Genomic DNA, 19,735 nt, shown 5'->3' with positions numbered 1-19,735 from the left:
CCGCCAGGGCTAATCCGTTCACCCTTCAGCCAACTGCGCCATGAACCTCGAACAAGGCCAGATGGTCCGGCTCGAAACCAGCCCCGACCATGCCTACCAGGTGCTCAGCATCGACCAGGACTCCGACAGTTGCTGGGTGCGTCGCTGGCCCCTCTCCCGGAACGGCTCCCCGGCCTTCGCCGTGTCCCTCCAGCAGGTGAGCGCCATGGATCTGGCCCCGTCCTGATCCCTGCGGCCCATCTCCACTACCCCAGAACACCAGGAGATAACCCGATGATCCCGATCCGCTTCATGATCACGTCCCGCCTGCTCAACTGCGCGGTGCGCTTCGCCCTGATCGGCGCCTGCCTGGCCAGCCTGAGCGAACTGGTGGCCCACGCGGTGCTCTGATCCGGCAACGCCCTGAGCCGGCCAGCGGGAATGGGCACAACGACCTATTGGCGCCGCTGCCGGCGCCAATCTAGAAAATAAAGAGAACCTTAAGAATGTCGATGGTACGAGCCACTGCCGGCGATCTCCACCTCATCTACCTGGATCACCGACCCTTCGCGAGCTGCCTGGATCGTCACTCCGCCGTCCTGCTGCTCCAGCGCCTGCTGACCACCCATCACTCCCGCCGGGTCCATCTGCTGAAGGCCTGACCCCAGGCTCGCTCACGAGCCGGGCGATCTGGTGCTCCCGCCCACTGCTCTGGGCCAGCAGCAGGGCCTGTCCGGCCCGCCCCAGCAGATCCTCGATCCGCCGATCCGCTGGGGTCAGCTCCGTCAGCCCCCCACTCGCGTAGAGCCCCTCACCGCTGCTGGTGAAGACGCCGCTCAGATCGGCGATCGTTGAGCGCACCGCCTCGGCCCGCTCCATGGCCGCCTCCGGGTCGGTGTTCACCATCAGCATGGCGAACTGATCATCCCGCAGCCGCCCGACCAGATCCTGGGGACGGCGCTGCGACCGGCAGACCTCGGCCACATCGCGGAGCACCTGATCACCCGCCTGATGCCCCCAGCGGTTGTTGATCCTGCTGAACTGATCGATGTCGATCAACAGCAGCGCCATCGGCAGGCCGCCCTCCAGGGCACGGTTCACCTCCCGCTGGCCCTGCTCCAGGAAACTCGTCCTGTTCGCCAGACCCGTCAGCGGACAGAGCCGCATCCCGCGGCGCAGGTCCAGTTCACGCACCACCAGATCGGCAAGATCCTGCAGCAGCTTCACCTGCGATGAGCTGAAGTTGCGCGGCACCCGGTCGATGACGCAGAGGGTGCCGAGGTTGTGCCCCTCCGGCGAGGCCAGCGGAGCGCCGGCATAGAAGCGAATCCCGGGCTCATCCACCACCAGGGGGTTGTTGCAGAAGCGGGGGTCGTTGCGGGCATCCGTCACCACCATCGGCTCCCCGCCGACGATCGCGTGGGCACAGAACGCCGCCTCGCGCGGGGTCTCGCTGACCTCCAGACCATGACGGGCCAGAAACCACTGGCGGTTCTTGTCGATCAGGGAAATCAGGGCGATCGGCGTTTCCAGCACCGTGGAGGCCAGCCGAACCAACCGGTCGAAATGGGCATCGCCGGGATGGTCCAGCACCCCGAAGCCCTCCAGATCCCGCTGCCGGTCCTGTTCATCGCGGGGCAGGGGGTAGTCGGGATACACCTTGCTCTCCTCCTGCAGGCTTCACCCTAGGGCGCTCGGTCCGCCCCTCCAGGGCCGATCCGGCAGGGGGGGCCAGGGTGTTTGAGCGCTCCGGAGGCAAGCAGGGATCCTGTCCTGGCGCCCGGTCGACTCCGCGCAGCCAGGTGCCCTGGAGGGTCCCGCCCCGGTTGTGCACGGGGGCTTGACTCTCCAGTCCACTGGACCACCCCATAGGTTGAACCATGCCTCACCGCGCTGAGGGCCCCCTGATGAGCGTCCCGTCCCCTGCCGGCCCGGCCTGCTGCCACGGCGCCGGATCGGAGCCTGCCCTGGTGGCCTCGGCCGCGGAGATGGAACGGGAGCTCGCCCGGGAACGCACCCTGCTGCGCCGCCGGCTGAGCGTGGCGGCGGTGCTCACGCTGCTGGTGATGCTCTCCAGCCTCCCCCACATGCTCGGGCGCCATTCCCTGCCGCTGCTGCCGCCCTGGTTCACCAGCCCCTGGACCCAGCTGCTGCTCACCACGCCGGTGCTGTTCTGGTGCGGGCAGGAGTTCTTCAGCGGTGCCGCCTCGGCCTTCCGCCGCCACAGCGCCGACATGAACACCCTGGTGGCCGCCGGCACCGGCATCGCCTGGCTCACCTCCCTGGTGGCCACCCTCGCCCCGCAGCTGCTCACGGCCGAGGGCCTGCCGGCCGACGTCTACTACGAAACCGCCGCGGTGATCCTCACCCTGGTGCTGCTGGGCCGGCTGCTGGAGGCCAGGGCCCGCGGCCAGACCTCCGAGGCGATCCGGCGGCTGCTGCAGCTCCAGCCCCCCACGGCCCGGGTGCTGCGAGGCGGGGTGCCCCAGGAGATCCCGGTGGCGCTGGTGGCGGTGGGGGATCTGGTGCAGGTGCGCCCCGGCGAGAAGCTGCCCGTCGACGGGGTGGTGGTGGAGGGGAGCTCCTGGGTGGAGGAATCGATGCTCAGCGGCGAACCCACCCCGGTCGCCAAGGGGCCCGGGGACACCGTGATCGGCGCCTCGCTCAACCGCAGCGGCAGCTTCACCTTCCGCGTCAGCCAGGTGGGCGCCGACACGGTGCTGGCTCAGATCGTGGAGCTGGTGCGCCAGGCCCAGAGCTCCCGCACCCGGGTGCAGCGGCTGGCCGACCAGGTGGTGGGCTGGTTCGTGCCGGCGGTGATCGCCCTGGCCATCGCCGCCTTCGTGGTGTGGTTCCTGGTGAGTGGCAACGCCGTGCTGGCGATGCTGTTCCTGGTGAGCGTGCTGGTGATCGCCTGCCCCTGCGCCCTCGGCCTGGCGACGCCCACCTCGATCATGGTGGCCTCGGGCAAGGGGGCGGAGAACGGCCTGATCTTCCGCAGCGCCGAGGCCCTCGAAACCGCCGGTGGGCTGCGCACGCTCGTGCTCGACAAGACCGGCACCCTCACCCGCGGCCAGCCGGCCGTGACCGATTTCGAGCGCCTGCCTGGCGGGCGGCTGGCGGCACCGGAGCTGCTGGCAGCCGTGGCGGCCCTGGAGGAGCGCTCGGAGCATCCGCTGGCCGAGGCGATCGTGCGCTACCTGCGCCCCCAGCTCCCCGAGCCCCCGCTGGCCGCCGTGGAAGGCTTCGAGGCGCTGGCCGGCCGGGGCATCCGGGGCCGCAGCGGCAGCCACGAGCTGCTGGTGGGAAGCCCCCGCTGGTTCAGCGAGCTCGGCCTCGACGTCACGCCCCTCGAGCCCCTGGTGGCCCGGCTGGAGGCCGCCGCCTGCAGCGTGGCGGCCGTGGCGGTGGACGGGCGGATCGAGGCCTGTTTCGGCATCGCCGATCCGCTCAAACCGGATGCCGCCGCCGCCGTGGCCGCCCTGCGGCGGCTGGGGCTCCAGGTGGTGCTGCTCAGCGGCGATGCCCGCCGCACCGCCGAGGTGGTGGGCGCCCAGCTGGGCCTGGATCGGGTGATCGCCGAGGTGCGCCCCGCCGACAAGGCCGCGGTGATCCGCGACCTGCAGGCCCGCGGCGAGGGCCCGGTGGCGATGGTGGGCGATGGGCTCAACGACGCCCCCGCCCTGGCTCAGGCCGATGTGGGCCTGGCCATGGGCACCGGCACCGACGTGGCGATCGCCGCCAGCGACATCACCTTGATCTCCGGCCAGCTGGCCGGGGTGCCGGCGGCGATCGAGCTCAGCCGCCACGCCATGGCCAACATCCGTCAGAACCTGGTGTTCGCCTTTGCCTACAACGTGGCCGGCATCCCGATCGCCGCCGGCCTGCTGTTCCCGCTCACCGGCTGGCTGCTCAGCCCCATGCTCGCCGGCGCCGCCATGGCGTTCAGTTCCGTGTCCGTGGTGAGCAACGCCCTGCGGCTGCGCCGCTTCCGGCCCACGCCCCTGCCCACTGCCGCCCGCCGATGACCTGCTGCCTGCCCGCCGCCGCCCTGACGAGGGCCGAACCGCTCTGGCGCACGATCGAGCAGCCCCTGGCCTTGCGGCTGGCGGTGGCCGCCGCCGGCCTGCTGCTGATCGCGGCGGAACTGTGGTGGTTCCTCGGCCGCCACGGCGAGGCCGCCCCGGCGGCAACCGGCGCAGGCGGGTGGCAGGAGGTGACCATCACCGTCGATGGGGGCTACAGCCCCTCGCGGGTGCGGCTGCAGGCCGGGCGACCGGTGAGGCTGATCTTCGATCGGCGCGATCCCAGCAGCTGCGTGGCCCGGGTGATCGTGCCCGACTTCCAACGCAGCCTCGATCTGCCCCTCGACGCCCGCACCAGCCTCGAGTTGCCGCCGATGGAGCCCGGCGTCTACCCCTTCCACTGCGGCATGGCCATGGTGCGGGGCAGCCTGGAGGTGGAGGCCTAGAGGTGAACGCCTAGGGGGCGAACAGGGCGTCGTACTGGTGGTACGCGGGCTTGCGCAGGCCCTCGACGGCCAGCATCCGGCGCAGGGCGATGATCTCGCCGCGCTGGGCCACGATCACCCCCCGCGCAAACCGGCGGAGGGTGGGGTTGGTGCTCTTGGCGAGGGCGTCATGGGCCATCTGCAGCGCCATGCCGTGGTGGTGCAGCATCCCCTCGAGGAACCACACCACCCGGTTGTCGCGGGTGGGGCCATCGCCGAGCATCCGCATCGCCTCGATCTCCGAGCGGCTCATGCGGGTGAGCCCATCAAGGCTGTCCGGGTCGCCGCCGGGAGCCAGGCTGACCGGGTGGACCGGCGCCTGGGGATACCAGGCCTTGCGCCAGAGCCCCATGGCCCGGATCTCCTGGGCCTGCTCACGCCAGATCGTGCTGGCCAGGGCCCCCACGCCGGGCTCACCGATGCCGAAGACGAACTCACCCATGCGCAGGGCACCGGTGTGGTGCTGCACCATCGCGTCGATGAAGCGCAGGTCGTAGGTGGCCCCGGCCGGCCCCAGGTCGTGGCTGGCGTGGTCGTGCTGATGGTCGTGGTCGTGATCCTGCTCGCCCCGGGCCTGGACGGGGCCATCGCCCTGCTCCCCCTGCCGATGCTCCCCGTGCCGATGGCCCGCGTGGGGGTCCACCGCAGCCAGGGCCGGAGCGGCGAGCAGGGCCGTGAGGGCAAGGGCGGAGAGCCCGCAGCGCCGCAGGGCCGGGAACGCGGAACGGGACATCAACAGACAGGAACGGCAGGCCCGCACAAGCTATGGGCTCCAGTCAGGTGGAGAGTCAAGCCCCCGCCAGCCGCCAGCCCCTCTCGCATGGCAGGCGCCCGCGGCAGACGCCACACGAGCGGCACCTGAGAAGCCGTGTTACGGTTCGTTACATCACGTAAAGATTCGCCATGACCAGCAGCGCCGCCCAGCTCAAGGCCCAACCCAGCACCCCCTCCAAATCCACCCGTGCCGTCCACGTGGAGCAGCTGCGCCGGGTGGAGCTGTTCAACGGCCGCGCCGCCATGCTCGGCCTGCTGATCGGCGTGGTGGTGGAGGGGCTGACGGGCTTCAGCATCCTCCACCAGATCGGCCTGGGCCCCCTGGTGGATGGCTATGCCGCCTGCCACACCAACCTGCTGCCGTTCTGCCTCTGATCCGGCCCGCCGGCCCCCCCGCGACCTGACCCGATCCTGCGCCGTGATCCGCTCCATCGTCATTGACCTGGCCTCCACCGTGCTGGGGCTCCCCCTTCGCCAGATCGGCCTGGCCCTGGGATTCGCCCGGGCGCTGCTGCCGGTGGCCTGAGCCGGGCCGCGGGCGCGGGCGCGGGATCAGGCTCAGGCCACCTCCGGGGCCCAGCCGCTGCGGCGGTGCAGCTCCTGGGTCCAACCCGCACAGCGCCGGGTGATGTGCTCGCCATGGGCGATCAGGCCCTGATGGAGATGGCAGGCGAGCAGGGGAATGCCGCCAGGCCCTGGATGGTGCCGGAAGAAATGGCAGGTCAGACAGACGCAGCGGCTGCGGCTGGCGACCAGCCGCTCGGCCCCGAGGGCGGGCCACTCCTCGATCGGCTCGAGGCGGGAGGGCTGGATGGAGGCGAGGGCAAGGGGGACCATGGCGACCACGGAGGTGATACACCTGTACTAGCGCAGAATGGCGCTGGCGTCACCTCCTCCCTGGCCGTTTTCAGCCCTGTTTGGGCCCGATCGGGTCACACACCATCCGTCGCACGCCGGCTCCCCTTGGTACGGCAGCTGAGCTACCGGCGTGAGGTCATGCACGTTGGCTGTTTGGCCACCGGTTGTGGCCACCTGGCTGTTAGGCCACCATGCAGTCCATCAGCACATAGGACTCGGGGTGAGGCCGGGCCCGTCGCCCGCGGGAGCTCACGGCAGCGTCCACAGCCGCACCTTCACGTCCGGTTCATGGCTGCCCCCCACCAGCCAGTGACCATCGGGGGAAAGCCCGGCCAGGCTGATCCCTTGGTTGTACCGGGAGAGGCGCTGGAGCAGGGTTCCCTGGCGGCTCCAGATCTGGATCTCGTCCAGGGTCTGCACCTGCAGGGTGGTGCCGTCGCTGCTGAACCGCACCGCCTCCGGCGGGGAGGGCGGCAGGTCGCCGGCCTGGGGATCCGCCAGCACCAGCAGCTGGGCTCCCTGCAGGGACCAGAGCGCCGGCCTGCCCTCCATCGGCGCCACCAGCAGCAGCGTGCCATCGGGGGATAGATCGGCCCGAGGTGCGTCGGTTCCCGCAACAAGGCCGGTGGGGAAGGAGCGGATCAGCGTTCCCTCCAGCCGCCAGTGGTTCACCCGGCCATCGCCACTCACCGCCACGAAGGATTGCCCATCGGGGTGATAGGCAAGGAACCGGATGTTTCCATCCCCTTGATCCGCCGCATCGGCAGACGTGATCGGAAAGCCGCGAAAGGTGTGCCTCAGTTTTCCATCCACTCCCCACAGCTGCGCCAGACCCCGTGGAAATCCGATCACAACGGACTGACCATCCGGAGCCAGGGCCATGGCACTCGGGACCATGAAGGCATCGGCCTCGCCGCCGACCATACCTTTCGCATAGCTGGTGCTGACGAGCAGAGCGCCGCTGGCAGACCGCACCTCCAGGTGATCGACCCCGACAATCACCAGTGTCTGTCCATCTGCTGACAGGTAGCCGCCATCGGGGGGGGAGCTGGCCTCTCCGGAGAAGGTCGGTGTGCCGATCACCAGCAGACGTCCGTCGGGCCGGCCCGCGATGATCGTCTCAGCGGGTAAAAGCTCCAGGCGGCGGTTGGTCAGATCGAGCCGACCCAGCCGGTTGGCGCAGGTGAACAGGAACCCGCCGCCACCGGCCAGGTAGCCCAACCCGTCGTAGGCCAACCGCCCGGAGCTGGGCTCGGGGTTGGCGCACGCTGGAATCGGTTCGCCTACAGGCTCAAGGGCCAGCACCCGCTCGCCGACCGCCAACCAGCAGCTCAGGGCCAGCAAGGCTGCGGTCAGTCCCCATGGCAGCCCCGAGAAAGCAGCCCGTGGCCGTCCGCTGCCACGCAGCAGCTGATCTCCTTCGCTGGGCCTGAGCGGACGATTCGCCGGAATCCGCTCTTCGTTCAAAACGCAGGAGAACAGAGGGCCATGGCGCTGCTGCCGGCCTCGCATCAACGACCATGCGGATGGCCCATTCTCGCAGAGGTTTCGGTGCCATTCTGCGAACGCTCAACGATTCAGTCCCACCAATTCAGTGGCCCAGACTGGTCGGTGACCGCCACTCCCAGCTGGTCGCACGCCGATGGAAGAGCAGCAGCCCCTGCCAGCGGGGCCGATCCGGCTCGATCTGCCGGCCGGCGTTCACCAGCTCTGCAGCTGCGGCCGCAGTCGCCACGGCTGGTTCTGTGATGGCGCCCACCTCGGCACGGGCCGTATCTCCCACGAACTGCGGTTGGAGCAGCCCACCACAGTGACGCTGTGCGGCTGCGGCCGCTCCCACCACTACCCCCTCTGCGACGGCAGCCACACCCGGCAGGCCCGGCGCGGCTGGTGGCGTGGCTGGTGGCCTGGCCGAAGGGCGCCGGCGTGAGCGCCATGGCCCCGCTGCTGGCCGGCCTGGCCCTGGTGGTGGTGCTGGATCTGCTGGTGTTCGGGCTGCTGCTGCCCTCGCTGCTGATCCGGGGCGTGCTGGCGCCGCTCAACCCGGGCGTGATCTTCTGCGGCACGGGAGCGCGCAAGCGGCTGGCACTCACCATCGACGACGGCCCCAGCGGCCCCGGCTCCCAGGCCCTGCTGGAGCTGCTGGAGGAGCTGCAGGTGCCGGCCACCTTCTTCCTGATCGGCTCCCATCTGGAGCGGGATCCGGCCTTCCCGCGCCGGGCGCTGCAGCAGGGCCACAGCCTCGGCAACCACCTCTGGCGCGATGAGCGCTCCGCTGCCCTGGAGGAGGCCGTCTTCCTGCAGCAGCTCCGCGACACCGAACGGAGCGTGGAGCGGGCCGCCTGCCCCGAATCGGTGACCTGGCGGTGGTGCCGCCCCGGCCAGGGCTGGTTCCACAACCGCATGCTGGCGTGGCTGGCGGGGCGCCGCTACCGGCTGGTGCTGGGCTCGATCTTCCCGTGGGACACCCTGAAGCCGCCCCTGGGATTCGTGCGCTGGTTCGTGCTCGCCAACGCCCACCCCGGCGGCATCCTGGTGCTGCACGACACCCCGGCCCTGAACGGCCGCACCCGCCAGGCCCTGCAGCGGATCATCCCCGCGCTGCGGCGCCGGGGTTACAGCTTCGTGCCACTGGCGGAGCTGCTCGATCCGGGCTCCTGAAGGGCCGCCCACCAGCGCTCCACCACCGCGGGGCTGCCGTACCAGCTGGTGCCGAAGGCACCGCCATGGGCCACGCCGGGCAGCACCAGGGGGGTGGAGCCCTCCAGCAGGGCCGAGGCCACCGGCACCAGGCCATCGCCGCGGTCGTGGGGATCGCCGGTGCTGTTGCGGTAGGCCGTGGGCGCCAGGCGCTGGGCCATCGGGCTGGCTTCGGCCAGGTCCAGATCCCCCGCCACCGACACGTAGCGCACCCGATCGGCGAAGGGGCAGCCCGGCAGGCGCCGCTGCACCATCTGGCGCAGCACCGTGGCCTTGAGGGCCGTGTGGGGACTGCCCAGCATCACCAGCGCGCTCGCCAGGGCCTTGCCGTCGTAGCGGCGGCCCTGGAAGGGGGCGTCATCCAGGAACAGCCGCAGCATGATGCCGCCGGAGCTGTGGCCGATCAGGGTCACCTGGCCGGTGGGCGACTGGCTGGCCAGCTCGCGGGCGGCGGTGGCGACGCGATCGAGGATGCGGGCCCAGGCGAAGGCGAACACCGTGAGCAGCCATTCCGGCTTGCCCACCGGCACCAGCCGCACCGGCTGGCCGCTCAGCTGCTCCAGCCGCTGGAGCATCGGTGCATAGGCCTCGGGGCTGATCAGGAAGCCGCCGAGGACCAGGATCGGTTGGCAGGGCATGGAACGCAACGCAGCAACGGGGTGATCAGGGCGCCTGGATCCACCAACGCCAGGCACTGATCCCGGCCACAGCCAGGCAGGGCAGCAGGAACACCAGGTCGTCGGCCTGCAGCGGGGTGGAGGAGAGGGTGACGATCACCAGGCCACTGCTCAGGGCCAGCAACGCCAGAGCCAGCGCCCCTGCCCGCCGCAGACTCGGCACAAAGCCCATCACCACAAGAGCCAGCCACAGCAGCGGCAGCCCATAGATCCCCCAGACCAGAAACCCGTTCAGATGGTGGAGGGCCGTTTCGAGGAGGGCGAACAGCCCCTTGGAGCGGGCCAGATCGCCGATGACCAGAAACAGCAGCGCCAGCGCCACATAGGGCAGCACAAGGATGCAGCCGAAGCCATGCAGCACGGCCGGGATGACCCTCGCACCCCCGGGGGACCCGGACGGTGACGGGGGAGGCCTCATTCGGCGATCCGCACCGGCTCGGTGCAGAACCTGGTGCCGGCGATCGAGCCCGCGGGCAGGTAGCTCCAGGCTGGATCGGCGCCGAAGTTGTAGACCTCCTGGCCGGCCCGCGACAGCCGGAACAGCGTCCAGCTGTCGCGCTCGCAGCTGAGCCCGATCACCGCCCGCCCCCCCGCCAGGGGCTGGGCGGCGGCGGCCACGGGCAGAGCCAGCAGGATCGCCTGCGGCGCCAGCTGGCGAAGGCCGGAAGCACCGTTCATCGGGAACCATCCACTTCCCTCCAGCGTGACAGTCGGACCCACGCGCCCCGAGGCCACCAGTCAGCTCACCGGGCTCGGCGACTGTGCCGCGCATGAGCGCCCCGGGCCGGAGTCCGCCGACTCCTGCAAAGGATTCGGCAGGGGAACACGCTGCAAATAGGTGTCCTGCAGAATATACATTCGCCTCACATCCTGGTAGCGGCCACCACTGAAGAACTCCTGAACGAAGTAGCCCTCTTCCGCGAAGCCACAGTCTTCGTAAAGATGAATCGCCTTCTGGTTCTCAATGGCCACCACGAGATAGACCTTATGGAGATTCATGATGTTGAAGGCATAATCCAACGCCCTGCCGATCAGCTCCCTGGCGAAGCCCTTACCCTGATGGACGGGATCAATGATGATCTGGAATTCAGCCCGGCGGTGAATGTAGTCGATTTCAATCAGCTCAACCAGCCCGATGAGCTGCTCCAGGCTGTCTTCAGCGATGAACCGCCGTTCAGCATTGTCGTGAATATGCCTGCTGTAGAGCTCCTCCAACTCATCAAAGGATTCATAGGGCTCCTCGAACCAGTAGGACATGATGTTTCGATTGTTGTTCAAGCGATGAACAAATCGAAGATCCTTCCGTTCCAGAGCACGTAGCAGGAGCGTCATGCCCATGAGGTTGATGCAACCAGCGTGGAAACAATCATGGCACCATGCTGTAGCGATCAGACTGGTTGAGCCCCCTGCTTCGCCCTGGGAAGGCCTCAAACAGCGCCCGGTGCAGCCTGAGGCCGCACTCCGCTTCGCGGGTCGGGTAGGAACGCATCCAGGCGGCAGCGCCAGCATTGCCCAGAAGAATGAGGCGCATGCGGGTGCGTCTGCAGCGTGTGGTGGAGATGCCACCATGTCTCAGACTGGCGCTGACATACCGAGAAACGTCGAGAGTCGTCGAACGATGTCTTCGACTTCCCTCCTGGACCACGAGGAGCCCGATCGCAGCTTGTGCCCATCAGACATCTGAATCATCAGGGCGTAGCTAGGCGCTCCATCGGTCCAGTCGTGCTTCTCAACCCACAGACGTGCAATCTCTCTGAGTCGGAATTGAAGGGTGCGCCTCGGGACAATGGGAGCGCCAGCCGAGTATGTGAAGACGCCATCATCCTTGTCGAACCTGAGCATGGAATTCAGGCTTGCCATTGCAGCCCAGAACAGCAGCGCACTGACGGCAACAGCCCCCAGCGAAATGACAGCCGCAAACAGAAAGAACACATTGAAGTAGCTGCTCCAGTTGGGCCGGATAACCAGCTCGTATGGCGCCAGCAAGGGGAAGAAAGCCAACACGAACGACAAGCACCGTTGACCAGCCGGCACATGGGAGTGGATCTCGATAGCGCTGATCCCTTGATGAACGCTGAACACCGCGGTGGCGAGCTGACAACAGGTAACGAAGGATTCAGATCATGAAGCCGGGTGATCCGAATGGATGCTCAGGTGTGGTTGGCCACCAGGGTGTTCATGCCAGCAGCTGAGCCCTCGGACCTGTAGGCGGCACCGCTGTCGCGGAGCAGCTGATGGCAGCCGATCCCCCACCTGGCGGAACAGCGCCAGCTGCCTCCTCTCGACACAGCCATCAACCAGGGGACCTGCCGCGACCCGGTCTCCTGGCCCACTCAGCGGACCATGTCGGAGCTGGGCTCGGAGGGCCGCTGGCCGCCCTGCAGCAGCCGGATGCCCGTGCTGTCCTGCAGCTGCTTCAGCAGGGTGGCCAGCGAGAGGTTCACCTGCCCCTGACGCTCGCCGATCAGGGTCACCTCCTCGACCTCGATGTCCCCGACCGTGCCGCTGAGCATGGTGAGCAGGGGTTCAAGCTTCTGCAGCAGGAACAGACGCTTGGCATCGTCGCCGGATCGCTTCAGCGACTGCACCAGTTCGCGCAGACCCTCGGCCTGGGAGCGCCCCTGCTCCACGATGGTGGCGGCCTGCCCCTTGGCCTCGGCGACCATCGTCTGGCATTCCGATTCGGCCGGGGCGATCACGTCAGCCTCCAGCTGCTGGATCACCTGTTTGATCCGCTCCTCCTGCATCGGCAGCTCCGCCTCGGCCCTGGCCAGTTCGGCTCCGACCTCGGCTTCCACTTCCGCCACCATGGCGTCGCGGCGGGTGAGGGCATCCGTGATCCGCTTCTGGGCGTTGGCGGTGGCGATGGCCAGCTCCTTGTCGAGTCGACGCAGGGAGGTGATGCGCTCGTTTTCGGCCTGCTTCACGGCCGATTGGGAGGCCGCCTCGGCCTCGGCGATGCGGGAATCCCGTCGCAGCTCCACCAGCTGCTTGCGACCGATGGAGTCGAGGTAGCGCACATCATCGGAGATGTTCTGGATCTGGAGGGTGTCGAGCACCAGCCCAAGCCGCTGCAGATCGTCCTCCGCTTCCTCCAGCAGCGTTCGAGCGAAGGTCACCTTGTCTTCATTGAGCTGCTCTGGCGTGAGGCTGGCCATCACCCCGCGGAGATTGCCCTCGAGCGTCTCCTTGGCAATGTGGCGGATCTGATCCTGCGACTTGCCGATCAACCGCTCGATGGCGTTGTGAATGCCTGGTTCCTCTCCAGAGATCTTGATGTTGGCCACCCCAGCCACGTTGAGGGGAATGCCGCCCTTCGAGTAGGCGTTGTCCACCTTGAGGTCGATGATCATGTTGCTGAGGTCGAGGCGCATGACCTCTTCCAGCACGGGAATGCGGATGGCACTGCCGCCCCGCACCGTTCGGTAACCCACGGCGCTGCCGCTGCCGGTGCGACGGCGCAGACCGGCAAGGATCAGAACCTCACTGGGCTGGCAGATGAAATACAGCCGACTCAGCAGCACATAGAAAGCCCCCAGACCGGCAAGACCGGAAAGACCGATGGCGAAAAAGATCATGAGTTGCTGGCGGAGGACCGGAGTGTCCCCAGCAGATCAATGCCGAGGATCTCGTGAACCTGCTCAAAGAACTGACGCACGACGACGTGATTGAGCGCCACCAGACTGGCGAGGCTGGTGGCGTCATTGCCGTCAATGGCGGTGATGCGCTTGAGATGCAGCTGACCCGGGAGCCGGGCCGCCTGCTGCAGCACCATCTCGATCTGCTGCAGCAGGAACACCAGTTCGGCCGTGCTGCCGGCTTCATTCCAGACGTCGGTGAGCAGATCGTTCACCAGGGCGCTGGCCTTGACGTCTTCCGCCGTGGCGGAGGCACGGCCTCGGGCCCGCAGCTCCTCGGCCTTCTGGCGGGCCTGGGCCGGCAGCACCGCCTCGGCCCTGAGGCGCAGCCGTTCCAGCTCCGCCCGCACCTTCTGCAGCTGCTGCTCCGCGCGGGCGCGGGCCTCCAGCTCGGCCGCCTGGGTGCGCTCCTCTTCGGAGCGGGCCGTCTTCTCCATCAGGGCCACTTTCGTGCGCACCGCATTGCCCTTCTCCAGCACCGCCGTGGCGGTCTGTGTGCGCATCACCTCGGCCACCTCCTCCATCTCCGCTTCGATGCGCTCCGCCTGGCCGATCGCCTCCGCTTCGGCGATCTCGGCATCGCGCACGATCTGGGCAATGCGGCGGCGGCTGATCGAGTTGAGGTAGTCGACGTCGTCGGAGACGCTCTGAATCTTGAGGGTGTCCAGCTGCAGGCCCAGCCGCCGGAGATCTTCGCCGACGTCGTCGGCGATCTGCTCGGCAAAACGCAGCCGGTCCTCGTTCACCTGCTCGGGGGTGAGCTGGGCGAGCACGCTGCGCAGGTTGCCTTCCAGGTTTTCCTTGGCCACCTGCACGATCTCGCTGGGATCGCGGCCCAGAAACCGCTCGATCGCGTTGTTGCGCACCTCGGGGTCGGTGCTCACCTTGACGTTGGCGATCGCCTGGATGTTCAGCGGTGTGCCCCCCTTCGAGTAGGCGTTGCTGACTTCAACCAGCACCGGCAGCAATGTGACATCCATGCGCCGAGCTGTCTCCAGAACGGGCTTGACGAAGGTCCAGCCACCATTGGCCACAACCCGATAACCCTTGCTGCCCTCGCCCCTGTCAGGGCTTCTGGAGCCCGTCACCACCAGCATTTCATGGGGTCTGCAGATGCGGATCATCCATTTGCTGATGATCGTCAGGGCGATCAGTCCGACGAAGATCCCAGAGCTGGCACCGAGAATCAGGCCAAGCTGAGGGTCACGGTTGTTGACGGGCAGAGGTGGTGGGTAAGACTGCAGGAACAGGGCGTTTGTTGCCATCTGAGCTGGTTCTCCCGGCCTCTGCCGGTGTAGCAGGCATGGTTTGGCGCTGAAGGCTTGTACTGGCTTTCTTCATTTTTGTAGAGTTCTTCAGTTGGGCGGCCCGAGTGAACTTCTTGACAGGAGACAACTTCTTTACAGATCGTCTGCACGGATGACTGTCAGGGTGTGCCCCTCGTTGCTCAGCACGATCACGCGTTCGTTGAGGGCCAGGGGCTCGGAGGTGCTCACAGCCGGGCGGCGGATCAAGGTGCCCCTCACGCTGACCTCCACGAACCCCCGCTGGCGTGGATCCATCGGCAGCGTCACCCGACCCTCGCAGCCGATGAGATCTTCGCTGGAGACCAGGCTGTTGACACGGCGGCCGCCCAGGAGCTGCAGGGTGCGACTGGCCGCGAAACCCAGCAGCAGACCCGTGCTCGCGGCCACCAGCAGCGACAGGGTCGGGGCCAGCTGAGGATCAATCAGGCTGATCAGCAGTCCGCAGAGGCCGAAGCCGGCCATCCCGAACGACCAGAACGGCGTACTCAGCAGGATGCTGAAGGGCCCACCCATACCGTCACCACCATCGAGATCAGCGTCGGCTCCTGAAGCAATCGCGAGCACGATCAGCAGGCTCCCGGCAAGGAAGCAGAACAGGTAGGTGATCACCATGGCCGTGAGCGACGAGCGGGTCGGGGAGCACCCAGGTCTCCATTTTCCCAATGCTCCGTCCGGATGCCGGCGACTCGGTCCTCCCTGGCGTTCGCCGCCGCCGGCGGCACGGCAGGGCGCCCCCCACACCCGTGACACAAAGCCTTTCAAGGCTTACGGTGCAAAGGGAGAAGCATCAGGTGCTCAGATGCGACGACTGACGAGTCAGCTGCGTGGCGATTTCCTCCCTATTTTGCTGATCTTGCTTTTCCTGGCATCACTCAATTGGAGCTTGATGCTGCTCAGGAGTAAAGAGTCAGAGCAGATCAGTGCAGGAGACAGACTTGCCATCAAAGAGGACGCGACGGCACAGGAGCAACAACCAGAAGTGAATGCCGAAAGCGCGGATTCCGGCATTAAGACAATACAAGAGAAAGAGCTCATCGACCCCCAGCCAACAACCCCTCCCAATGATCAAGATCGATCGACAGCCACCGACTACTTCGACAGCGGCGTCAGAAGATTTTTCTCGGGAGACAAGGCAGGAGCGATCACAGACTATTCGAACGCCATCGCCAAAAACCCCAGCTTTGCGATGGCTTACTACAATCGAGGAGACGCCAAGAGACACCTTGGCGACTACAAGGGGGCAGTCCAGGATTTCAGCCTAAGCCTCAAGCTACAACCCCGATACGCAGAAGCATGGGGCAACAGAGGGCTGGCAAAGACAAAACTTGGCGATAAACAAGATGGCTGCCAAGATCTCAAGAGGGGTGCCGCATTGGGCTCGAAGATCAGCGAAAGCCTTTATGGCCAGATTTGCTCTGAATGAACCAGATATACTCTAGATGAAATCAGATCTCTGATTCAGATCAGACCAGAAAAAGTCAACATCAAGACAGCCATACAAGTCAGCAGCACAAGAACTTCTGCCCTGGACCATGGGACGTTTCTCTCCACTCCTGCACACCCTGCGCCGCACGCCACCGCTCGTGTTCGCCATGGCCGTGCTGGCCACCGGCCTGGTGGTGGCCAGCAGTGTGCTGGTGAAGGGCCTCCGCCGCGGCAACGACACCATCACCGTGACTGGCTCCAGCACCGAGCGCATCTCCAGCGACTTCGTGGACTGGACGGTGGAGGTTGCCGAGAGCGCGCCCAGCCTGCAGGCCTCCTACCAGCAACTGCAACCGCAGGTGGAGCGCACCCTCGCGTTTCTGCGGCAGCAGGGCATCGCCGCCGAAGCCATCAGCCCCCAGCCGATCAAGTCGGACAAATCCGACGTGCGCGATTCCCGGACCGGCGCCCTGCAGTCCACCACCTTCACCACCCGCCAGCCGATCCGCATCAGCAGCCCCGACGTGGCCAAGGTGGCCGCCGTGGCCCGGCAGATCGGAGCCTTGGTGGGTGAAGGCGTGCCGCTCACCATCAACGATCCCGCCTACACCTACACCAGGCTCCCTGAGAAACGGGTGGACATGCTGGCCAAGGCCACCCGCGATGCCCGCCTGCGCGCCCGCGAGATCGCCCGCCAGGCCGGCTCCCGCATCGGTGTGATCACCCAGGCCGACACCGGCTCCTTCCAGATCACCGTGCCCAACTCCACCGAGATGAGCAGCTACGGCTCCTACGACACGACCACCATCGAGAAGGACATCACCGCCGTGATGGGGGTGACCTTCCGGGTGGAGTAGTGCTCCTTCTGGCAGAAGTGTCAGTGCAGGCGCCCGTCCTCCAGCGACAGGGTGCGATCGGCGATGTCGAGGATGCGGCTGTCGTGGGTCACCAGCAGGATCGTGCAGCCGTGCTCCAGCGCCAGCCGCTGCATCAGCGTCACCACCTCGCGGCCCGAGCGGCTGTCGAGCGCGGCGGTGGGCTCATCGGCCAGCAGCAGCGGCGGCTCCCCCACCAGCGCCCGCGCCACCGCCACCCGCTGCTTCTGTCCCCCCGAGAGCTGGGCGGGCTTCACCTCCAGGTGATCCCCCAGCCCCACGGCCTCGAGGAGGGCCCGGGAGCGACGCTCCATCTCGGCGGCGCTCAGGGTGCCGCGCATCTCCAGCGCCATGCGCACGTTCTGGGTGGCGGTGAGGCTGCGGTGCAGGTTGTGGGCCTGGAAGATGTAGCCGTGCTCGCGCCGGGCCAGGGTGAGCTCCAGGGCGCTGGCGCCCACCAGCTGCCGGCCCAGCACGATCAGCGAGCCCCCCTGGGCCGCCCGCAGCCCGCCGATCAGGGTGAGCAGGGTGGTTTTGCCCGAGCCGGAGGGCCCGGTGAGCAGCACGATCTCCCCGGCCGCCACCTCCAGCGCCACATCGAACAGCACCTGGCGCCGCACCGCCCCCCGGCCGAAGTGGTGGTTGAGCCCCTGGATCGTGATCGCGCTGGCCATGGCGGAGCTCCGGCTCAGAACAGCTCGGCCGGATCGGCCGCCTGCAGCCGCCGGGTGGCGATTGCCCCCGAGGCCAGGCACATCACCAAGGTGAGCACGAACACCACCACCGCCCGCTGCAGCGTCATCGCGATCGGCAGGCTGGTGGCCTTCGCCGCCACCGCGTAGAGCCACAGCGGCATCAGGGCGCCGGGAATGAAGCCGAGCGCCGCCAGGATCAGGGCCTGCTCCACCACCACCAGCAGCAGGTAGCGGTTGCGGAAGCCCATCGCCTTGAAGGTGGCGTACTCCTGCAGATGGGCATTCACATCGGTGGAGAGCACCTGGTACACGATCACCACCCCCACCACGAAGGCCATGGCCGTGCCCAGGCCGAAGATGAAGCCCACCGGGCTGGCCACCCGCCAGTAGTTCTCCTCGAAGGCCACGAAGTCGGCATCGCTGAGCACCTGTACGTCGTCCGGCAGGTGGCGGCGCAGGGCCTCCACCACCGGTGCCGTGGCCTGCCCCGGCGCCAGGGTGAGCAGGCCCACACTCACGCTGGCGGCGCTCACCCGCGGGAAGATCCGCAGGAAGGTCTGGTCACTGGCCATCAAGGTGGCGTCCGCCCCGAACGAGGCCCCCAGCCGGAACAGCCCGCCCACCGTGATCGTGCGCCGCTCGATCTCGCTGGTCACCCGCTCGCCCCGGTCGATCCGGGCGATCGCCTGCTTGTACTGTCCCCGGGCGCCCCGGTCGAACAGCACCGTGTCGGGGAGCTTCAGCAGATCGGCCTGGGCCATCACCTCCGGCAGGCGCAGCACATCGGCATCGGGGTCGAAGCCCAGCACCTGCACCGTGGCGCTGCGCAGGGTCTGGGGATTGCGCCAGGTGACGGTGCGGATGTACAGCCCCTGGGCGTCCGTGACGCCGGGCACATCGAGGGCCTGCAGCAGGCGGCGGCGCGGGAAGGTGGAGAGGTTCTGCAGGTTGAGGGCCCGGGGGCTGATCAGCACCACATCGGCCTTGAAGGAGCGATCCAGGCGGGTGTTGCTGTCATACAGGGCCGCCTGGAAGCCCAGCTGCATGAACATCAGCAGGTCGGCGAAGGCGATGCCGGCCAGGGCCACCAGAAAGCGGCCGCGGTCGTGGCGCAGTTGCAGCCAGCCGAGCGGTGTTCTCATGGGCCGATCACCACCCGCACCTGCAGGTTCGTGAAGCGGGCGGCCAGGGGATTGCTCTCGGGCGTGAGTGGTGCACGAACTTCCACCACCCGGTTGTCGGTGTTGGCGCTGGGATCGGTGTTGATCACGTTCTGGCGCAGCACGATGGCGCCGATCTGCCCCACCCGCCCCTCCAGGGGCTGCTCCAGGGCAGGGCTGGTGATCCGCACCGGCTGGCCCGGCTTCACCCGGGGCAGATCGCTCTCGTACACCTCCGCCACCACCTGCATGCGGCCGACCTGGCCGAGTTGCACGATCCCCCTGGCTCCGGGCGCCTCGCCGGCGCGGGCGAACACCTGCAGCACGGTGCCCGCGATCGGAGCGCGGATCAGGTTGTCATCACGGCTGGCCACGGCCCGCTCCAGGTTGGCCTCGGCCTGCTCGAGGCCGCGCTGGGCCGCCTCCACGTCGAGGTCCACGCCGCCGGTGCCGGCCGTGCTGCGGGCCTGCTGCCGCACCAGCAGGGCCCGGGCCTCCTCGAGCGCGGCGCTCACCGTGTCGAGCGTGAGCTGACGGTTGTCGCGGTCTTCCGCCGACACGGCGCCGCTGGCATACAGGTTCTGGTAGCGCCGCGCCTCGGTGGTCGCCGTGCGCTGCTGGGCCTCGAGCGAGCGCACCTTGGCCAGCTGGCTGGCCTCGCCGCTGCCGGCGTCGGCGCGGGCGATGGCCAGCCGCGAGCGGGCCAGGTTCACCTCGGCGCGGGCGGCGTTCACGGCGGCCTCCAGCTGGGGCTGGTTGTCGAGCACCGCCAGCAGCTGGCCGGCCTTCACCGCCTCGCCCCGCTCCACCAGCAGCTTCAGCAGGGTGGGCTGGCCCGCTCCGCTGGTGGGTGCCGCGATCGTGCGCAGCTCGCTGATCGGCTCCAGCCGCCCCAGGGCCGTGACGGTGCGGATCGGCTGCTGCACGGTGGGCGCTGATGGTGCAGCCGGCCGCTGCAGCAGACCGCGGCCGGCCAGCACCGCCAGGCCCAGCACCAGGGCGCCACCGCCCAGCAGCCACCAGCTGCGCCGCTGCAGGGGTGGCAGGTGCGGCATGCGTGGCAGGCGGGGCATGAGTGGCAGCCGCGGGAACGCCATCGCTCGCCCTCCCAGATGCAGTTACTATACCGTTCAGTTC

The 19,735-nt window shown here is 67.9% G+C and carries 23 protein-coding genes; 8 read left to right on the top strand and 15 right to left on the bottom strand.

Annotated features, from left to right (window positions below; genetic code table 11):
• The first annotated feature begins 40 nt into the window (after window positions 1–40).
• Window positions 41–226: a hypothetical protein gene (locus tag ACLNEE_RS05940; protein WP_411422405.1), complete on the top strand. Its 186-nt coding sequence runs from the start codon at window positions 41–43 to the stop codon at window positions 224–226.
• A 296-nt stretch (window positions 227–522) separates the two neighbouring features.
• Here the strand turns inward: ACLNEE_RS05940 and ACLNEE_RS05935 are convergent, their stop codons facing one another.
• Entirely contained in the window at window positions 523–1,638 is a 1,116-nt protein-coding gene (locus ACLNEE_RS05935) for a sensor domain-containing diguanylate cyclase (protein WP_411422404.1), read from the bottom strand.
• Between the two features lie 248 nt (window positions 1,639–1,886).
• On the opposite strand from ACLNEE_RS05935, the gene ACLNEE_RS05930 reads away from it, so the two are divergent.
• A complete protein-coding gene (locus tag ACLNEE_RS05930) occupies window positions 1,887–4,007 on the top strand; it encodes a copper-translocating P-type ATPase (RefSeq protein ID WP_411422403.1) in 2,121 nt (706 codons plus the stop codon).
• Window positions 4,004–4,450, top strand: a complete 447-nt coding sequence (locus ACLNEE_RS05925; protein WP_411422402.1) for a cupredoxin domain-containing protein — start codon at window positions 4,004–4,006, stop codon at window positions 4,448–4,450. Before ACLNEE_RS05930 ends, ACLNEE_RS05925 begins: the two co-directional genes overlap by 4 nt.
• A gap of 10 nt (window positions 4,451–4,460) precedes the next feature.
• On the opposite strand, the gene ACLNEE_RS05920 is transcribed toward ACLNEE_RS05925, so the two are convergent.
• The gene (locus ACLNEE_RS05920) at window positions 4,461–5,222 is read right to left on the bottom strand and encodes a DUF305 domain-containing protein (RefSeq protein WP_411422401.1); all 762 of its coding nucleotides are present in this window, start codon (window positions 5,220–5,222) and stop codon (window positions 4,461–4,463) included.
• 170 nt (window positions 5,223–5,392) lie between these two features.
• On the opposite strand from ACLNEE_RS05920, the gene ACLNEE_RS05915 reads away from it, so the two are divergent.
• Window positions 5,393–5,638, top strand: a complete 246-nt coding sequence (locus tag ACLNEE_RS05915) for a chlorophyll a/b-binding protein (protein ID WP_411422400.1) — start codon at window positions 5,393–5,395, stop codon at window positions 5,636–5,638.
• Window positions 5,639–5,821: 183 nt separating this feature from the next.
• Here ACLNEE_RS05915 and ACLNEE_RS05910 read toward each other — a convergent pair whose 3' ends face one another.
• Window positions 5,822–6,100, bottom strand: coding sequence for a hypothetical protein (locus tag ACLNEE_RS05910; RefSeq protein WP_411422399.1), 279 nt, complete (start codon window positions 6,098–6,100; stop codon window positions 5,822–5,824).
• Window positions 6,101–6,370: 270 nt separating this feature from the next.
• Window positions 6,371–7,465, bottom strand: a complete 1,095-nt coding sequence (locus tag ACLNEE_RS05905; RefSeq protein ID WP_412006894.1) for a WD40 repeat domain-containing protein — start codon at window positions 7,463–7,465, stop codon at window positions 6,371–6,373.
• A gap of 298 nt (window positions 7,466–7,763) precedes the next feature.
• Between ACLNEE_RS05905 and ACLNEE_RS05900 the strand changes: the two genes are divergently transcribed.
• Window positions 7,764–8,051, top strand: coding sequence for a CDGSH iron-sulfur domain-containing protein (locus ACLNEE_RS05900; RefSeq protein WP_411422397.1), 288 nt, complete (start codon window positions 7,764–7,766; stop codon window positions 8,049–8,051).
• Window positions 8,024–8,782: a chitin deacetylase family protein gene (locus ACLNEE_RS05895; protein WP_411422396.1), complete on the top strand. Its 759-nt coding sequence runs from the start codon at window positions 8,024–8,026 to the stop codon at window positions 8,780–8,782. Before ACLNEE_RS05900 ends, ACLNEE_RS05895 begins: the two co-directional genes overlap by 28 nt.
• On the opposite strand, the gene ACLNEE_RS05890 is transcribed toward ACLNEE_RS05895, so the two are convergent.
• The 8 genes from ACLNEE_RS05890 to ACLNEE_RS05855 all read right to left on the bottom strand — a co-directional run bounded on the left by ACLNEE_RS05890 (window position 8,737) and on the right by ACLNEE_RS05855 (window position 15,055).
• Window positions 8,737–9,459, bottom strand: coding sequence for an esterase/lipase family protein (locus ACLNEE_RS05890; protein WP_411422395.1), 723 nt, complete (start codon window positions 9,457–9,459; stop codon window positions 8,737–8,739). The genes ACLNEE_RS05895 and ACLNEE_RS05890 overlap by 46 nt on opposite strands.
• Before the next feature lie 25 nt (window positions 9,460–9,484).
• Window positions 9,485–9,916: an RNA-binding protein gene (locus ACLNEE_RS05885; protein ID WP_411422394.1), complete on the bottom strand. Its 432-nt coding sequence runs from the start codon at window positions 9,914–9,916 to the stop codon at window positions 9,485–9,487.
• Entirely contained in the window at window positions 9,913–10,176 is a 264-nt protein-coding gene (locus ACLNEE_RS05880) for a hypothetical protein (RefSeq protein WP_411422393.1), read from the bottom strand. The genes ACLNEE_RS05885 and ACLNEE_RS05880 overlap by 4 nt, the downstream gene beginning before the upstream one ends.
• A 60-nt stretch (window positions 10,177–10,236) precedes the next feature.
• On the bottom strand, window positions 10,237–10,830 hold the full coding sequence (speG, locus tag ACLNEE_RS05875; RefSeq protein ID WP_411422392.1) for a spermidine N1-acetyltransferase: 594 nt from the start codon (window positions 10,828–10,830) through the stop codon (window positions 10,237–10,239).
• A 240-nt stretch (window positions 10,831–11,070) separates the two neighbouring features.
• Complete coding sequence (locus ACLNEE_RS05870) at window positions 11,071–11,511, bottom strand: hypothetical protein (RefSeq protein ID WP_412006893.1); 441 nt, start codon at window positions 11,509–11,511, stop codon at window positions 11,071–11,073.
• Between the two features lie 320 nt (window positions 11,512–11,831).
• On the bottom strand, window positions 11,832–13,076 hold the full coding sequence (locus ACLNEE_RS05865) for a flotillin family protein (RefSeq protein WP_411422388.1): 1,245 nt from the start codon (window positions 13,074–13,076) through the stop codon (window positions 11,832–11,834).
• On the bottom strand, window positions 13,073–14,401 hold the full coding sequence (locus ACLNEE_RS05860; protein ID WP_411422387.1) for a flotillin family protein: 1,329 nt from the start codon (window positions 14,399–14,401) through the stop codon (window positions 13,073–13,075). The genes ACLNEE_RS05865 and ACLNEE_RS05860 overlap by 4 nt, the downstream gene beginning before the upstream one ends.
• A gap of 135 nt (window positions 14,402–14,536) precedes the next feature.
• A complete protein-coding gene (locus ACLNEE_RS05855) occupies window positions 14,537–15,055 on the bottom strand; it encodes an NfeD family protein (protein ID WP_412006892.1) in 519 nt (172 codons plus the stop codon).
• Here ACLNEE_RS05855 and ACLNEE_RS05850 point away from each other — a divergent pair.
• Together ACLNEE_RS05850 and ACLNEE_RS05845 are read left to right on the top strand one after the other, a co-directional pair.
• Window positions 15,054–15,866 carry a tetratricopeptide repeat protein gene (locus tag ACLNEE_RS05850; protein WP_412006891.1) on the top strand — a complete coding sequence of 271 codons (813 nt, stop codon included), beginning with the start codon at window positions 15,054–15,056 and terminating at the stop codon, window positions 15,864–15,866. The two genes, ACLNEE_RS05855 and ACLNEE_RS05850, sit on opposite strands and share 2 nt — an antisense overlap.
• Before the next feature lie 109 nt (window positions 15,867–15,975).
• Window positions 15,976–16,725 (top strand): SIMPL domain-containing protein, encoded by a 750-nt coding sequence (locus tag ACLNEE_RS05845; protein WP_411422384.1) that lies wholly within the window; start codon window positions 15,976–15,978, stop codon window positions 16,723–16,725.
• Between the two features lie 20 nt (window positions 16,726–16,745).
• On the opposite strand, the gene ACLNEE_RS05840 is transcribed toward ACLNEE_RS05845, so the two are convergent.
• From ACLNEE_RS05840 to ACLNEE_RS05830, 3 genes are read right to left on the bottom strand one after another with little or no spacing between them, the layout of a single operon-like run.
• The gene (locus ACLNEE_RS05840; RefSeq protein WP_411422383.1) at window positions 16,746–17,417 is read right to left on the bottom strand and encodes an ATP-binding cassette domain-containing protein; all 672 of its coding nucleotides are present in this window, start codon (window positions 17,415–17,417) and stop codon (window positions 16,746–16,748) included.
• A 14-nt stretch (window positions 17,418–17,431) separates the two neighbouring features.
• Window positions 17,432–18,580, bottom strand: coding sequence for an ABC transporter permease DevC (devC, locus tag ACLNEE_RS05835; RefSeq protein WP_411422382.1), 1,149 nt, complete (start codon window positions 18,578–18,580; stop codon window positions 17,432–17,434).
• Window positions 18,577–19,653, bottom strand: a complete 1,077-nt coding sequence (locus tag ACLNEE_RS05830) for an HlyD family efflux transporter periplasmic adaptor subunit (RefSeq protein WP_412006890.1) — start codon at window positions 19,651–19,653, stop codon at window positions 18,577–18,579. The genes devC and ACLNEE_RS05830 overlap by 4 nt, the downstream gene beginning before the upstream one ends.
• Between the last annotated feature and the right edge of the window lie 82 nt (window positions 19,654–19,735).

It is taken from the genome of Aphanothece stagnina RSMan2012 (assembly GCF_046764815.1).
Taxonomy (GTDB): Bacteria; Cyanobacteriota; Cyanobacteriia; order PCC-6307; family Cyanobiaceae; genus NIES-981.
The sequence above is the reverse complement of the archived record's forward strand: the minus strand, read 5'-3'. Positions and strand labels throughout refer to the sequence as shown.